Here is a 14,971-nt window from a genome sequence, read left to right on the forward strand (position 1 = left end):
AGCCTTTAGTCAGATTACATTGCGAGACATCCATCACTGGTTTACCCATTGTTGCTATTGCGATACCCCTTTTAAAGAGCCTACCTAGTCATCCATGCTGTACCTCATTCAACTGAAACCCGCTATATTCCCCTTTTTGCATGAGTGCATGAGTAGAAAACGGGTTTCTCCGAGAAACCCGTTTTCTGTGCGTTACTCAACGGATTTAGTATTATAGCAAAGATCGGGGTGGTTAGGACAATCAATCGCTGAAACCCTTGACCGATAAGAGTTTGAAAATTGAAAGCGTCCTAAATAACCCATTTTTTACTATAGTAGAAGTTCTACAAAAAGTTGACAAATTCAAAAAATGGGGAGGATTACCTTCAAGATAACCACCCGAAAACTACCATTAATTATCTGTAATCAACCGGTATTTCTCATCCCTGCGGCAATACCATTAATCGTCATTAAAGCACCCCTTAATAACTCCTCTTTAGAATAGCGGAAATGAATCACACCGGATTGGGCTTGACTATTGTATTGACGTAAACGCTTCAGCAGAGACACCTGTAGGAAACCGAGGGGAACGATCGAACCGTTGCGTAACTGCACCGAGCGCTGTAAATTCGGATCATTATCTAATAAGTTTTTCTCGCCGGTGATCTGGAGAACAATCTCGCTAGTGCGATTATATTCCTCTTTGATCCTTTCAAACAGACGTTGAAAACGTTCTCGATCTTCCTGTTTAGAAAGTTCACTGACGTAGTGATAGGCCATCTGTAGATCCACCTTCGATAAAGTCATTTCTGCCTTAGAAATCACCATCTGGAAGAAAGGCCACTTGTGATAAAAATGGCGTAACAATTCCAAATTTCGGTTAGGAGAATCATCGAGAAACATCTGTAAAGCTGTCCCTAAACCATACCAAGCTGGTAAAAGAAAACGGGTTTGCGTCCAACTAAACACCCAGGGAATTGCCCGCAGGGTACTTAAATCCTGTTGACCACTTTTCCGGCGGGCTGGTCGGGAACTAATCTGTAAAAGACTAATTTCAGGAATGGGAGTTACGGACAGAAAGAAGTCTAAAAAGTCCGGTTCTTCATAAATCAAACTGCGATAGGTTTGCCGTGAACAGGTGGCCAAGTCCTCCATGATGCGATTCCAGGGTTCGAGATCATCAAAACCACTGCCCAGTAAACTTGCCTGTATGACTGCTGTCACGGCGGTTTCGAGGTTATACAAGGCCAATTCTGGTAAAGAGTATTTCGAGGCTAAAACCTCGCCCTGTTCGGTGATTTTAATGCGACCGTTAATGGTTCCCCGGGGTTGGGCGAGGATAGCGGCGTAGGCTGGACCCCCACCGCGACCGACGGAACCGCCCCGGCCATGAAAAAGACGTAGATCCACGCCGTATTGTTTAGCGGTTTTTTGTAAAGCCTTCTGGGCCTTATGAATTTCCCAATTACTGCTTAAAAAGCCAGAATCCTTGTTACTATCGGAGTAACCCACCATAATCTCCTGTAAATTACCCGGTTCTAGGATGGCCGGTTCCTGGGTCACGTCCTCCCCGTTTAAAGCCGCTAAATGGTCGTAACCGCCGGCTAGGGCTGCCCGGTAGAGGGGCAATTCAAACAAAGTCTGCATGATGCCGGGGGCGTGTTTGAGGTCATCGACGGTTTCAAAGAGGGGAACGATGCGGAGGGAACTGCGGCTAGTGGCGGGGTCGTATAAACCGGCTTCTTGGGCTAATAACAGCACTTCTAGCACATCGCTGGCCTCGTTGGTCATGCTGATAATGTAGGTTTGGCAGATTTCCAGACCGAATTCCCCTTGCAGACTTCTTAAAACTCGCAGGGTTTCAATGGTTTCGCAGGTTCTTTCCGAAAAGGGCATTTCCCGGGGAATTAAGGGCCGACGGGTTTTTAATTCCTCCACTAACCAGGCGATTTTTTCTGATTCGCTTAATTGGCCGTAGGGTTTGGGTAAAACTCCGAGATAGGCTGCGATTTCTTCGATACATTCGGCGTGACGGGTGGATTCTTGCCGAAAATCTAACTGAGTCAGGACAAAGCCAAAAATCTCCACTTGGGCGATCAGTTGATCGAGTTCTTGACAGGAAAGACCGGTTTGCAAGAGACTGCGCTGTAATAGCTGTAATTCGGCTAAAAACTCGGAACCTGAGCGATAGATGTTGGTTTCGTTGAGTTTAGTTAATAATTGTCGTTCTTCCGGATCATTGAGGCGATTATTGCGATCGCGGGTATTTTCTAGACGTTTTTGAATAAAGGCCAATTTGAGGCGATAGGGTTCCTGACGGTAGCGGATGGCTAACTGGCTATAGATTTCGGGCATTTGCTGTTTATCTCTGTCTAGGGAGTCCAGCAACTCCGGCAAGACGTGACACCAGTGCAGGGAGGCACTTAAAATACTGGTCAGGTCGCGAATAGCATCGAGATATTTTTTAATAACGAGATTGCGCTGATAACAGCAGGTTTTCCAGGTGACTTCGGGGGTAACGGAGGGATTGCCATCCCGATCCCCCCCAACCCAAGAACCGAAGCGACAGAAGTTATTTTTCGGCGCTTGTAAACGGGGGAAGGAGGATTGTAGGCTTTGCTGCAGACGCAGGGTTAACTGGGGTAGGGATTCAAAGAGAACTTCATCGAAGTAGTGGAGGGCATAATCTACTTCATCGACGACGGTGGGTTTAAATTGATGTAGTTCATCTGTTCGCCACCAAAAACGTATTTCTTCTTTTAACTGTTTGGTGACTGTTTGTGCTTCTCTGGAGTTATTTAACCCCATACTGCGAAAGATTTCTTCTGCTTGGTCGAGTTTTTCGAGAATGCCGGAGATGCGGCGCTGTTTAATGCGAATGGTATGACGGACAATTTCCGTGGGGTGGGCTGTGAAAACCAGACGAATATCTAACTGATCGAGAAGACGCTGAATTTCTTGGGGGGGGACGTTAACCTGTTTGAGATAGGGAAATAACCAGTGAAATAGTCCCGATTTTGGAGTGGAGTTATCGGACTCGTTCAGGGTTTTTTCTAGCCAATCGGCCCCGACAATGGTGGCTAAAATGCTTTTTTGCGGTGGGCCTGCCTTGGGACTTTCGTTTTCTTCCCCGATCACTGTCCTTCGGAGTAGTTGCTGGTCTCTTTGTTCGTAGTGTTGTTCAATGATATTGATTAACTGGAAATAGAGGGCAAAAGCGCGGGTAACTTTGATCGCTTCCCCTAGTTCCAAGTCTTCGATCATTTTGGTGATCGTTGCTTCGGGACTATCATCGGTCACTTGTCCCTCCTCAGAACAGAGATGGCGCAGTAATTCCAGTAAATCGACTAATTCTTGACCACATTCGGAGACTAAGACTTCTTTCCATAAATCTTCGATTAATTTCAGTCTTTGCTGCAGAAACAGGTTGGAAGTGCTGAAAATATCCTGTTCGGTTTCGGTCGAGGGGACAAGGACGTTCATAATTTCAGTAATCAGTAATCAGTAAACAGTAATCAGTAAACGGTAAACAGTAATCAGTAAACGGTAAACAGTAATCAGTGAAAAGAAAGCTCAGAACTTGCCCCTTAATACTATTCACTGAAAACTCAAATCTGATCATTGATAATTGATCGCTGATAACTGATCTATCGGGATTGGTTCTGTAGGGTTTGTCAGAAATGAGATTGTATCCCAAAGAATCACATTTTTGGCGATTTTTAACAAAAATTTCACTATTCTTGCCTCTTTTCAGGGGGCAAAAGGACTTTTTTCCTGGTAACTTTTTCCAGAAAAGATTATCGATCACTGTTTACCGGTAACTGATCGGGAATATTGAGCAGAGGCAAGCGATCGCCGCGAAACAATTCCTCACTTTCTTGGCCCAATTCAATTAACCCATGATTGAGGGAACGCAAGGCCAGATAAGAGAGAAGAAAGGGAGTAACCGCTAGACTAAGCCAAAGCTCGATCGGTTGAGTTTTCATGGCAATTTTTCGGTTAAAGGACGGCGTTTGATGCGACGAATCGGAAAATTAGCAATCAGGGCGGTAGTTCGTTGGTCACTTTCTAGGAGTAACTCGGTTTCCTCGGTGTCGATATCAAGATAACGACTGACCACTTCTAAGATTTCTTGACGCATCATATCGAGAAGTTCGGGACTAAGATCGGCGCGATCGTGGGCTAAAATAAGTTTTAAGCGTTGTTTAGCTTGGTCGCCACTTTTGCCCGAACCGCGCCATGCTAGAAGTTTATCGATCAGGTCATTCATAGTAGGTTAAGGGGTTGAGATGAGAGAGTTTAAGGCCCAAACAAGCGACGACGCAGACGAGTAAGAAAACCTTCCTGACCAGCCATTAAATCTAGAAACGGCACATCGCGACCCTGTAAACGTTGGGCAATGTTTCTAAAGGCCGTGGCGGGGAGAGAGGTCTTCTCCTCTAATACTAATGGTTCCCCTTTATTAGTGGAAATAATAATTCTTTGATCGTCGGGAATAATCCCCAACAGGGGAATTACCAAGAGGTCGAGAATATCCTCGACGCTGATCATCTGGTTAAGTTGGATCATTTCTGGCCGCAGCCGGTTGACAATCAGGCGGATACTTTTAATATCCTCGCTTTCTAGTAGTCCCACCACGCGATCGGCATCTCTCACCGCCGACATTTCTGGGGTAGTAACGATGATCGCTTCTTGGGCAGCTGCGATCGCATTGCGAAAACCCATTTCAATTCCTGCCGGACAATCAATCAATACATAGTCATAACTTTTTGACAATTGGGCGACTAAATCTTTCATTTGATCGGCAGTAATTGCCTCTTTGGTGCGATTTTGTGCCGCTGGTAATAAAACCAGATTTTCCTGTCTTTTATCCTTAACTAAAGCTTTATCAAGGCTACAATCTCCCGCCACCACATCGAGGGCAGTATAAACTATACGCTGTTCTAATCCTAACAATAAATCGAGATTTCTCAGTCCGAAATCGGCATCGACAAGGGCGACTCGACAGCCTAATTGAGATAAGGCTGAACCTAAGTTCGCCGTTACTGTCGTTTTACCGACTCCTCCCTTTCCCGATGTCACCACAATTACACGAGCCATAATTTATATCAGTTATCAGTTATCAGTTATCAGTTACTGGTTATCAGCTATCAGTTATCAGTTATCAGTTATTAGTTTGATAGAGTTTTTCGTTTCAACGCAGTTAATCCCTATTTTTACTGTTTACTGATCACTGTTTACTGGTCACTGCTCACTTTTTTTCGACCCATCCCACTTTATCTTTAAAGGTGTAGGTTCTGGAAAAATTATAAGCCCCAATGATGCGGATTCCTCCTTCGCTGATACAGGCGATTTCTGGTTCCATGCGATCGCTATCTAAAGCCGGGGCTCGTGCCACTAATTCCGCGATCCTCAGTTGAGTTAAGTCGATTCGCAGGGCCATAATTACCGCTGCTCGATCGCCGCGAAATCCGGCATGGGCTACACCGCGTAAACTCCCCCAAACTAATATATCGCCATCAGCGACGAGGGAGCCGCCGGGGTTGACATCGCCCATGATTATCACTGTACCGGGGTGACGGATTTCTACACCCGATCGCAGGGTGGTTTTTAAGTACAAAGGTTCAGCGAGGGGGGATTGGGGCGGTTGCCCCTCCCCGAAAACATGGGTATTCGAGCGCATTTGTTCGACATTGTAACCCATGGTTGCCGCTGCCACTGCGGTTTGTCTTCTTTGGGTTTGGATCGTGTGCAGGGGTAATTCGGCGCTGTCTAAAATTGTGGCGATCGCTTGTAGTTGGCGTGTATCCATCAGGCGATCGTTGGCCTGTAGGTGTACTGGTGTTCTAGCGGGGCAGTTTTGACCGCTATTACGGAGATAATATTTCAATCCTGTCAAGATATCTGTCCAATCCTGACTTGTCTCCCTGGCACTGGTTTTGGGCAAAATTAGCAGCAATTTCTCGCCCTCACTTTTTAGGTGGATTTGGGCGTATCTCGACCTTAGCGAGGCTGATGGCTCAATTTTTTCGGTTTCTAAGTCAATTTCTTGATTTAATTCGGGTTTAGTTTCATCCATAGAGATAATTTTTTACTTAAAAAAGACAAAGGGCAAAATAGAGATCAGCAAACCGACGGGAGCGGTAATCAGTGAAGTGCCCCATACAATTTTTCAAAAGTAATGGCAGATATGGTTAATACCTGCTACAAATCAAAATTCTCTCATTTCTGCCGGACTTATTGCCCTTAGTCGGGTTACTTTTGACTTGATTGCGGGTGGATTTGGGGCAAATGCAAAGCGGGATCCTGCGCTGTCCAACCGACGGGAGTATCTAAGCGCACTTCAAAATGAAGATGGGGGGGAATAATATCCGGTTGTCCCGTGGTGCCAACCGCACCGATAACGTCTCCTGCTCGTACCCTTTGGTCAATTCTAACTGTAACCCTGCTTAAATGGGCATAACGGGTCTGCCGGCGACCTAAATGATTAATTACTACCAAATTACCATAGGCCCCCTCCTGACCCACATAAATCACTAGACCATCCTCGGCCGCTAAAACACTTGTACTAATATTTGCGAGAAGATCAATACCACTATGAAAGAGATTTTTCTGTTCCGTGGGACTTTTTTGCCAACCGTAGGTTAATCCGACAGTGCTGGCAAAGGGTAAGGGATAAGAACTTAATCCAGTATAATCCGATCGCTTGTCCGTGGCTGACCAATTGCTGCCGGGTATAAAAACTATTGTCGGCCGACGACCACAACCGTTAAGCTCAAAGAGTATATCGGCACGAATACCATAGGCCGCTTCTAAATCGCGCCAAGTGGAACCCCGGGGTGCTTCGATGCGAATGCCGTTCATCGGGGGAATAAAGATTTCTTTTCCCACGGGGGCTAAACCATTTTTGAGAATAGTCGGATTGAGTTTAATTATCGTTGCCGGGATGAGAGCGTATTTTTCAGCGATGGAGGCGATCGTTTCTCCCGCTTGGATTTTATGGCGTTGTAACCTTGATAAAATCGGTAGGGGACAAACATTATCAGACCCTTGGGCAAAAATTAATTTTTGATTTAAGCCCAAAAAACCTAGACAAAAAAACAAAATTGTGCTGGTGAAACTTAGCCAAATTTTCCCACTTCTGATTCTCCGACCCATGACCATAAAAAAACCGATTTCTTAATTACAAAACCCGGAGAATACTAGGAATACTGTCAATAGCTTCTAAAGACTCTATGGCTGCTAAAGCGTCGCGGAAATTGCCCTCGCGTACATCGTGGGTAACAACGACAATTTCGGCTAAATCACCCCTAATACCAATTTGTACCACGGATTCTAGACTAACTCCATGGTCGCCGAAAGCCATACCTAAATGACCGATTACCCCCGGCACATCGCGACAGAGAAAACGAGCATAAAAACGGGTTGATAAATCCTCCATGGGGGCGATTTGACAATAATGCTGGTGAATACAGCTTAAAAGCGGGTCAAGTTCCTTGGTTTTGCCACTACTTTTTAAAATTCCGACGATATTCATCACATCCGATACTACCGCGCTGGCCGTCGGTCCGCTGCCGGCACCCGGTCCATAAAACATCACTTGCCCCAAGGGTTCCCCTTCGACCAGAATAGCGTTATAGACTCCGTTAGCATTAGCGAGGGGATGGGTTTTCGGTACTAGGGTCGGATGAACCCGCAACTCTAGGGTATCGGAATCTTCCTTAACCGTATCTTTTGCGATCGCTAATAATTTGATCACAAATCCCAGTCTATCAGCGTAGGCGATATCGACGGCGCTAACTTGCCGGATCCCTTCACAGTAAACATCTTCCCGTTTTACCCGACCTCCAAAACCCAGAGAGGCTAAAATGGAGATTTTATCGGCTGCATCGAATCCATCCACGTCCGCAGTGGGATCCGCTTCTGCATAGCCTAATTCCTGAGCTTTGGCCAGAACTTCGCTAAAATCTGCCCCTTTTTGGCTCATTTCGGTGAGAATATAGTTAGTTGTGCCGTTGACAATTCCCATGATGCTGCTGATGCGATTAGCGCCGAGGGATTGTTTTAAAGGTTTAATGACGGGAATGCCACCACCCACGGCCGCTTCTAGGAGGACATAAACCCCTTTTTCGTTGGCCTTGGCGTAGATTTCATCACCAAAACGGGCAATAACCGCCTTATTTGCCGTAACAACGTGCTTTCTCGATGCGATTGCTTGGAGAATTAAAGAGCGCGCCGGTTCCAAACCCCCCAATAATTCGACAATAATATCAATTTCGGGGTCAGTAACGATCGATTCTAGGTCAGTGGTCAACAGCTGGGGAGAAAGCTCGATTTCTCTCGGTTTATCTAGGGATCTAACTCCCACTCGTCCAATGGTAATCTCTTTGAGTACGGGATGACGACCAAAAGGATCGAGGAGGATTTTCGCTGTTCCCGTCCCCACAACCCCGAAACCGAGTAAACCAATCTTAAAGGTCACGCTTTTGTCTCCTGCTAGTCCGACGCAAAAAATACTAATGGGCAAGCCGTCGCCATTGTCGATTCTATCATTACAAGGTCTTTGTCTGTGGGGTTTTCTTTTGCTTCCCTGACACCACTAACACAGCTTAAATGGTGGGAGTTAGCCAATTTTCAGCCCGCGAATCGCATAATCTAATAATTCGATAGGATGAATAACGGGTGTATCTTTTCCCTGTAATTGCAGATGTTTTTTAATTTGTAGGGAACAACCTGGATTAGGAGAAGCAATCACCGCAGCCCCAGTATTTAATAAATTGCGGACTTTCTGCTGACCTAATTCATCGGCAGTATCTGGCTGTAGCATATTATAAACTCCGGCACTACCACAACACAGGGCCGCATCGATAGGTTCTTTTAAGTTAATATTGGGGATTTTTTGCAATAATTGCCGTGGCTGCACCGAGATTTTTTGTCCGTGTAAAAGATGACAGGCATCTTGATAAACTAGGGTTAATTCTGTCTCGGTAATCGGCGATAAATCAGCAGTTAATCCCACTGCGGCTAAAAATTCTTGAGCATCGCGTACTTTAGCCACAAACTCCTTAGCCTTATCTTTATATTCAGGATCGTCGGCTAAAATATGATGATATTCCTTGAGAGTATGACCACAACCCGCCGCATTGATAATAATATAATCAACCTCGTTTGCTGCGAAACTATCGATCATTTGTCTGGCTAAACTTTGCGCTTGTTTTTCCTGTCCTTGGTGTGCGGGTAAAGCGGCACAACAACCCTGGGTTTTTGGGATAACCACTTCACAACCATTGGCAGTTAAAACCCGCACTGTCGCTTCATTTACCGGTGAGAAAAAGAGTCTCTGCACACAACCTAAAACTACTCCCACCCGATAGCGTTTTTCCGTTTGGGAAGGAATAACATCGGGATAGTTTTTAAACAGAGAATTTAGGGTAATTTTGGGTAGAATTGATTCCATGGCCGCTAGACGGGGAAAGAGCATTTTTAAGATACCCGATTTCCTGACTAGGGTTTGTAATCCTAGGGTTTGATATAACCAGAGGAAGGGTAAAAATAATTTGAGACGGACGGGATAGGGAAAGAGATTAAAAATGAGAAAACGAATAATTTTATCTTTAAAACTGCGGGGTTGATTGCGTTCCACCTGCGGACGAACTGCGGCGATTAATTGATCGTATTGTACTCCCGATGGACAGGTACTAACACAGGCTAAACAACCTAAACAAGTATCAAAATGTTGGCTAGTGGTTTCGTCTAAAACTGCCTCCCCTTTGTTGATGGCATTCATCAGATAAATTCTGCCCCGGGGAGAGTCCATTTCCTTGCCAATCACTCGATAACTGGGACAGGTAGATAGACAAAAACCACAGTGAACACAACTATCGATTAATTCTTGGGCAGGGGGATTTTTGGGGTCAAATCCTTGATTTTTTTGGTCGATTAATTCTTGAAAGTTAAGGGAATGTTCGGAGGCTTGCATAATTGTTAATTAGATTTTGTTAAGAAAGCGTTCAGGACTAAAAATACCGTGAGGATCGAATTTAGTTTTTAGGGTTTTCATCATGGTAATCGCGTTAGCTGTATAACCCCAAGGTTCAATTTTTTCCTTTAGCGATGGAGGTGCGGTTAACACCGTTAGATAACCCTGATTGGCACTGCACAAAGAGCGAATTTTTTCAAGATTTTCCTCCGATTTTAAGATAACTTTACCCACGCCGCTACTAATATTAATCGAGGCTAGTCCGTTAATTTGGTCGATCACTAGAGCTAAACTGCTAGGTAATAATCCTATTTTGCCGAAAAAATTGCCCTCTTGGTCATAATTATCCATTGTTTTTCGGTATCTTTGCCATAGAAAAACTTCTTCCTCATTCCGATAATAATTAGTCTGACAGTCTAACTGTTGTCCTAAATAACTCACCTGTTGCGATTGTTCGCTAATACTTTCGGGAATGCTTTGAAAACGAAGCAGTAAAGCGACTTTTTCCCCTAATCCTAGTGCTTGCGTCATCCCTGGGTTTAAACATTCAGCCACGGTGGGAGTTAAGGCCGATTGCCGAATAACTTGACTCAATTTGCTAATATTTTCGCTATTTCCTCTGATTATCAGGGTTTCTGAGTTAGCGGTTTCGGGATACAGTCGCAGGGTAATTTGATCGATAATCCCCAAAGTGCCATAGGAACCCGTAAATAGCTTCATCATGTCGTATCCCGCCACATTTTTCACCACACGCCCTCCCGCTTTAGCAATCTCGCCATCGTGACGGATAAAGGAGAATCCTAGGATCAGATCCCGGACTCCACCGTATCTTTGCCGCCATGTTCCCGCGTCGGCCGTGGCCATAATACCGCCAATCGTGGCATTATGGGCATAACTGGGATCTAGAGGAAGAAATTGACCGCTAGGAGCCAAAAAAGCCTGTAAATCAGCCAGTTTAAGCCCAGCTTCCACGGTTATAGTTAAATCTCCCCTAGCATGGTCAATAATCCGGTTGAGATTTTGGGTACTGACTAAAATATCGGGTGACTGGACTAATCCACCCCAATCTAATTTACTGCCTTGACCGTAGGCCAATAAAGACAGACGATTTTCGTTGGCAAAACGCACCAGAGAGGCTAAAGCAGCTGTATTGGCGGGATAGACTAGAATTTCAGGACTTTTGCCCCTAATTGCCCTTGATAATCTTTCTTGTTCCTCTTTTGGCACTTGTGGCCAAGGCATAACCGTGGTGTCGGGGGGTAAAATAGAAGTTATCTGGGCAGCGATCGCAGTCATATTTTACAAAAGAATTGAGGAGTGAGGACTTACCGGCGGATAATGGCGAAGAATGGGGGTAATGCTGGGGCTAATCAGTAATTTTCAGCCTCTATTAATTAGATTACCTTAGTTTGGCTCTCCATCTCCCATGTCGGGCAATTCTAGCCATACTGAGGCACCAAAAAAGCTCTCTTGCATAAATCAAAAAATTTTCGGCAAATGTAGGGAAAAAGCGAAAGGTTAAAGGGAAAATTATCCTTTTGCCTCTTGCCTCTTGCCTATTGCCTCGTCTCAACAAGCAATTTAAATTACGAACAGCTTAACTGCTGAATTAGCCATACACTCGTGCGATAATGGTAGATTACCTCGATCAGTAAGCCAAGAAGTAATGAGTGTAGATTGGACGAATAGCCGCGCCAAGCGATTAAGTGCCTTACCCCCCTACGTTTTCGCCCGCTTGGATGAATTAAAAACCTTAGCCCGCAAAGAAGGACTAGATTTAATCGATTTAGGAATGGGCAACCCGGACGGTTCTGCGCCGCGTCCAGTTATCGAAGCGGCCATTCAAGCTTTTGAAACGCCCCAATTTCACGGTTATCCCCCCTTTGAAGGAACCGCCAGTTTCCGAGATGCGATCGCTAAATGGTATTATCGCTCTTATGGTGTGGAACTCAATCCCGATAACGAAGCTTTGCCGCTGCTAGGTTCCAAAGAGGGACTATCTCACCTGGCCTTAGCTTATGTTAACCCCGGCGATGTGGTCTTGGTTCCCAGTCCTGCCTATCCCGCCCATTTTCGCGGTCCATTGATTGCTGGGGCGACGCTATACCCGATCATTTTAAAAGCGGAACAGGATTGGCTAATAGATATCGATTCTATCCCCGAAGATGTGGCTAAACAGGCGAAAATCCTCTATTTTAACTATCCCAGTAATCCCACCGCCGCCGTTGCCCCCCGGGAATTTTTTGAAAAAATCGTTGCTTGGGCCCGGCACTATGAGATTATGCTCGTCCACGATCTCTGTTATGCTGAATTGAGTTTTGATGGTTATCAGCCCACCAGTTTATTAGAAATTCCAGGGGCAAAAGAGATTAGTGTAGAATTTCATACCCTCTCGAAAACCTATAATATGGCTGGGTGGCGCGTCGGTTTTGTCGTGGGCAATTCCGATATTATTCAAGGGTTACGCACCCTGAAAACTAATCTCGATTATGGCATCTTTTCCGTCATCCAAAAAGCGGCCGAAACCGCCCTACAACTGTCGGATGAATACGTCAAACAAGTACAGGAAAGATACCGGCAGCGACGAGATTTTTTAATCAAAGGTTTGGGACAATTAGGTTGGGATATTCCCCTCTCTAAGGCGACAATGTATCTCTGGGTTCCCTGTAGCGTCGGTATGACTTCCACGGATTTCGCCCTTAGCGTCCTGCAAAAAACCGGTGTCGTCGTCACTCCTGGCAATGCTTTTGGAGAAGGAGGGGAAGGTTATGTGCGCGTCAGTTTAATCGCCGATATCCCGCGGTTGGGGGAAGCTTTACAGCGCCTCGAAGATGCGGGAATTCGCTATCGGTAAAGAGAATTTTTCCCCTTGATTTATCGGCCAAATCCCTCTAGGCGCTGACTAAAATTGCGATTATGATGGAATTTTATCGCGGTAGCTTGCCACTTCCATGACCTACAGCTTAAGAATTGCCGATATTCCCGTCAGTGAAAGACCCAGAGAACGTTTAATCAGTGTCGGGGCGAAAAACCTCACCGATGGTGAATTATTAGCGATTTTATTGGCTACAGGTCAAGGTAAGGGGAAACTCTCGGCAGTGGGTTTAGGACAGCATATTCTCAACGAATTGAGTAAATATCGCCGGGATCCTTTGGACGTTTTGAGAGATATTCACCCCCATGAATTAACCGCTATTCATGGCATTGGACCAGCTAAGGCCACTACTATTCTAGCGGCGATCGAATTGGGAAAACGGGCTTTTCAACGACGACCGACGGAAAAAATGGTTATCGATAGTCCCGATACCGCTGCCGCTATCCTTGGCCATGAACTAATGTATCAGTCTCAGGAACGTTTCGCCGTTATTTTACTCGATGTCAAAAATCAGTTAATTGCGCTAAAAGTGATTACTATCGGCACAGCCACGGAAACACTGGTACATCCGCGAGAAATCTTTCGAGAAGTAGTTAAACAATCAGCTACTAAGTTAATTATCGCCCATAATCACCCCACTGGGTCACTTGTGCCTAGTCAAGACGATATTTTACTCACAGAACAATTATTACAGGGGGCCACCTATCTAGCTATTCCTCTCCTAGATCATTTGATACTCGGTAATGGCAACTTCCAAAGTCTTCGCCAAATCACGGATCTTTGGGAAAAATATCCCCAAGAAGATTAGACCTCTTGTAAAAATCAAAAATTGTTGTTAGGTTTAGCTGGAAAAGGGAGCGAGTGCGACCGAAATCCGGGTAAAATTTGAGAGATACAATCGGTCAATTGGGCATGGATTATAAAGAAGCTGGCGTGGATGTGGAAGCGGGACGCGCTTTTGTCGAGAAAATTCGCCAAAATGTGGAAAGTACCTTCCGTCCTGAAGTTATCGGCGGTTTAGGCGGTTTTGGTGGCTATTTTCAGTTACCTTCCGGTTATCGGCAACCGGTGTTAGTATCGGGAACTGATGGCGTAGGAACCAAGCTGAAAATTGCCCATAGTCTCAATTGCCATGATACGGTGGGAATTGACCTGGTGGCCATGTGCGTCAACGATGTCTTAACCTCCGGGGCTGAACCTTTATTTTTCTTGGATTATCTGGCCACCAGTAAACTGGAAGCGTCACAGTTAGCGGCGGTGGTGTCGGGAATCGCTAGGGCCTGTCGTGATAGTGGTTGTACTCTTTTGGGAGGGGAAACGGCGGAGATGCCGGGGTTTTATTCGGCAGGAGAGTACGATTTAGCGGGTTTTTGCGTCGGTATTGTCGAAAAAAGTCAATTACTCGACGGCAGTAGGGTGCAAATCGGCGATGTGGCTATTGGTTTAGCCAGTAGTGGGGTTCACAGTAACGGTTTTAGTCTTGTTCGTAAGATTATCGACACCCAGGGCTTAAATTGGCAAGATTGCCCCGAAATTTTGGCCGGCTCTAGCTTAGGTGAAGTTTTGTTAACTCCCACTAGACTTTATGTCAAACCTGTGCTAGAACTGCTGCGCTCTGGGTTAGATATTCACGCCATGGCCCACATTACCGGGGGTGGCATCCCGGAAAATTTGCCCCGCTGCTTAGGTAAAGGGCATTCTGTGCGGATTTACCGCGAAAGTTGGCCAATTTTGCCGATTTTTCACTGGTTAGCCCAGATGGGATCGGTTAATGCCGAAGCCATGTTTAATACTTTTAATATGGGTATCGGTTTTGTGATCATTGTCCCATCAGATCTGGCTCGATCGACTATTAATCAACTACAATCCTCTGGGATTAATGCCTACCAAATCGGCGAAGTGATTGCCGGCAAGGGAGAAATTGTTGGGCTTGATTAAAGTTAGTTCAGGCTAAGAAGATTTTGCCATCAATTCCACCAAAAAATCAGGTTGACTGGCTGGGATAGCAGCAGCGTTTCGGCTTATCCCCAACCCAATTTATATTAAGTTTTTTTACTTAAGTAGTTATACTTAGTTTGCTTCTCGATAGAATTAGGTCAGAACCTGATAAGACACTTTTTCAGAGAAAAGGAGGTTAT

The 14,971-nt window shown here is 45.3% G+C and carries 12 protein-coding genes; 3 read left to right on the forward strand and 9 right to left on the reverse strand.

What is annotated here, in order from left to right; genetic code table 11:
- Positions 1–405: 405 nt before the first annotated feature.
- The 9 genes from ppc to MiAbW_RS06120 form a co-directional block, all read right to left on the reverse strand.
- The gene (ppc, locus tag MiAbW_RS06080; protein ID WP_151695356.1) at positions 406–3,462 is read right to left on the reverse strand and encodes a phosphoenolpyruvate carboxylase; all 3,057 of its coding nucleotides are present in this window, start codon (positions 3,460–3,462) and stop codon (positions 406–408) included.
- A 314-nt stretch (positions 3,463–3,776) separates the two neighbouring features.
- Positions 3,777–3,965: a hypothetical protein gene (locus MiAbW_RS06085; RefSeq protein ID WP_151695357.1), complete on the reverse strand. Its 189-nt coding sequence runs from the start codon at positions 3,963–3,965 to the stop codon at positions 3,777–3,779.
- Positions 3,962–4,249 (reverse strand): cell division topological specificity factor MinE, encoded by a 288-nt coding sequence (gene minE / locus MiAbW_RS06090; protein ID WP_151695358.1) that lies wholly within the window; start codon positions 4,247–4,249, stop codon positions 3,962–3,964. Before minE ends, MiAbW_RS06085 begins: the two co-directional genes overlap by 4 nt.
- 29 nt (positions 4,250–4,278) lie before the next feature.
- Positions 4,279–5,079: a septum site-determining protein MinD gene (gene minD, locus MiAbW_RS06095; protein WP_151695359.1), complete on the reverse strand. Its 801-nt coding sequence runs from the start codon at positions 5,077–5,079 to the stop codon at positions 4,279–4,281.
- Between the two features lie 151 nt (positions 5,080–5,230).
- A complete protein-coding gene (gene minC, locus MiAbW_RS06100; protein WP_151695360.1) occupies positions 5,231–6,058 on the reverse strand; it encodes a septum site-determining protein MinC in 828 nt (275 codons plus the stop codon).
- A gap of 176 nt (positions 6,059–6,234) precedes the next feature.
- Positions 6,235–7,143 (reverse strand): LysM peptidoglycan-binding domain-containing M23 family metallopeptidase, encoded by a 909-nt coding sequence (locus tag MiAbW_RS06105; protein ID WP_151695361.1) that lies wholly within the window; start codon positions 7,141–7,143, stop codon positions 6,235–6,237.
- Positions 7,144–7,162: 19 nt separating this feature from the next.
- The gene (locus MiAbW_RS06110) at positions 7,163–8,461 is read right to left on the reverse strand and encodes a homoserine dehydrogenase (protein ID WP_151695362.1); all 1,299 of its coding nucleotides are present in this window, start codon (positions 8,459–8,461) and stop codon (positions 7,163–7,165) included.
- Between the two features lie 141 nt (positions 8,462–8,602).
- Entirely contained in the window at positions 8,603–9,958 is a 1,356-nt protein-coding gene (locus MiAbW_RS06115) for a (Fe-S)-binding protein (RefSeq protein WP_151695363.1), read from the reverse strand.
- A 9-nt stretch (positions 9,959–9,967) separates the two neighbouring features.
- The gene (locus tag MiAbW_RS06120; protein ID WP_151695364.1) at positions 9,968–11,254 is read right to left on the reverse strand and encodes an FAD-binding oxidoreductase; all 1,287 of its coding nucleotides are present in this window, start codon (positions 11,252–11,254) and stop codon (positions 9,968–9,970) included.
- A gap of 370 nt (positions 11,255–11,624) precedes the next feature.
- Here MiAbW_RS06120 and MiAbW_RS06125 point away from each other — a divergent pair, with 370 nt between their 5' ends.
- The 3 genes from MiAbW_RS06125 to purM all read left to right on the forward strand — a co-directional run bounded on the left by MiAbW_RS06125 (position 11,625) and on the right by purM (position 14,771).
- Positions 11,625–12,812 carry an aspartate aminotransferase gene (locus MiAbW_RS06125; protein ID WP_151695365.1) on the forward strand — a complete coding sequence of 396 codons (1,188 nt, stop codon included), beginning with the start codon at positions 11,625–11,627 and terminating at the stop codon, positions 12,810–12,812.
- 97 nt (positions 12,813–12,909) lie between these two features.
- Entirely contained in the window at positions 12,910–13,641 is a 732-nt protein-coding gene (radC, locus tag MiAbW_RS06130; RefSeq protein WP_151695366.1) for a RadC family protein, read from the forward strand.
- 104 nt (positions 13,642–13,745) lie between these two features.
- A complete protein-coding gene (purM, locus tag MiAbW_RS06135) occupies positions 13,746–14,771 on the forward strand; it encodes a phosphoribosylformylglycinamidine cyclo-ligase (RefSeq protein ID WP_151695464.1) in 1,026 nt (341 codons plus the stop codon).
- The last annotated feature ends 200 nt before the right edge of the window (positions 14,772–14,971 follow it).

The sequence above is a fragment of the Microcystis aeruginosa NIES-4325 genome (genome assembly GCF_008974145.1).
In the GTDB taxonomy this organism is placed as follows: domain Bacteria; phylum Cyanobacteriota; class Cyanobacteriia; order Cyanobacteriales; family Microcystaceae; genus Microcystis; species Microcystis aeruginosa_G.

Bases quoted from the DNA above. Each gene is read 5' to 3' on its own strand.
- ppc (WP_151695356.1), bottom strand. From the start codon at position 3,462: ATGAACGTCCTTGTCCCCTCGACCGAAACCGAACAGGATATTTTCAGC.
- MiAbW_RS06085 (WP_151695357.1), bottom strand. From the start codon at position 3,965: ATGAAAACTCAACCGATCGAGCTTTGGCTTAGTCTAGCGGTTACTCCC.
- purM (WP_151695464.1), top strand. From the start codon at position 13,746: ATGGATTATAAAGAAGCTGGCGTGGATGTGGAAGCGGGACGCGCTTTT.
- radC (WP_151695366.1), top strand. From the start codon at position 12,910: ATGACCTACAGCTTAAGAATTGCCGATATTCCCGTCAGTGAAAGACCC.
- MiAbW_RS06105 (WP_151695361.1), bottom strand. From the start codon at position 7,143: ATGGTCATGGGTCGGAGAATCAGAAGTGGGAAAATTTGGCTAAGTTTC.
- MiAbW_RS06115 (WP_151695363.1), bottom strand. From the start codon at position 9,958: ATGCAAGCCTCCGAACATTCCCTTAACTTTCAAGAATTAATCGACCAA.
- minC (WP_151695360.1), bottom strand. From the start codon at position 6,058: ATGGATGAAACTAAACCCGAATTAAATCAAGAAATTGACTTAGAAACC.
- MiAbW_RS06125 (WP_151695365.1), top strand. From the start codon at position 11,625: ATGAGTGTAGATTGGACGAATAGCCGCGCCAAGCGATTAAGTGCCTTA.
- minD (WP_151695359.1), bottom strand. From the start codon at position 5,079: ATGGCTCGTGTAATTGTGGTGACATCGGGAAAGGGAGGAGTCGGTAAA.
- MiAbW_RS06120 (WP_151695364.1), bottom strand. From the start codon at position 11,254: ATGACTGCGATCGCTGCCCAGATAACTTCTATTTTACCCCCCGACACC.
- minE (WP_151695358.1), bottom strand. From the start codon at position 4,249: ATGAATGACCTGATCGATAAACTTCTAGCATGGCGCGGTTCGGGCAAA.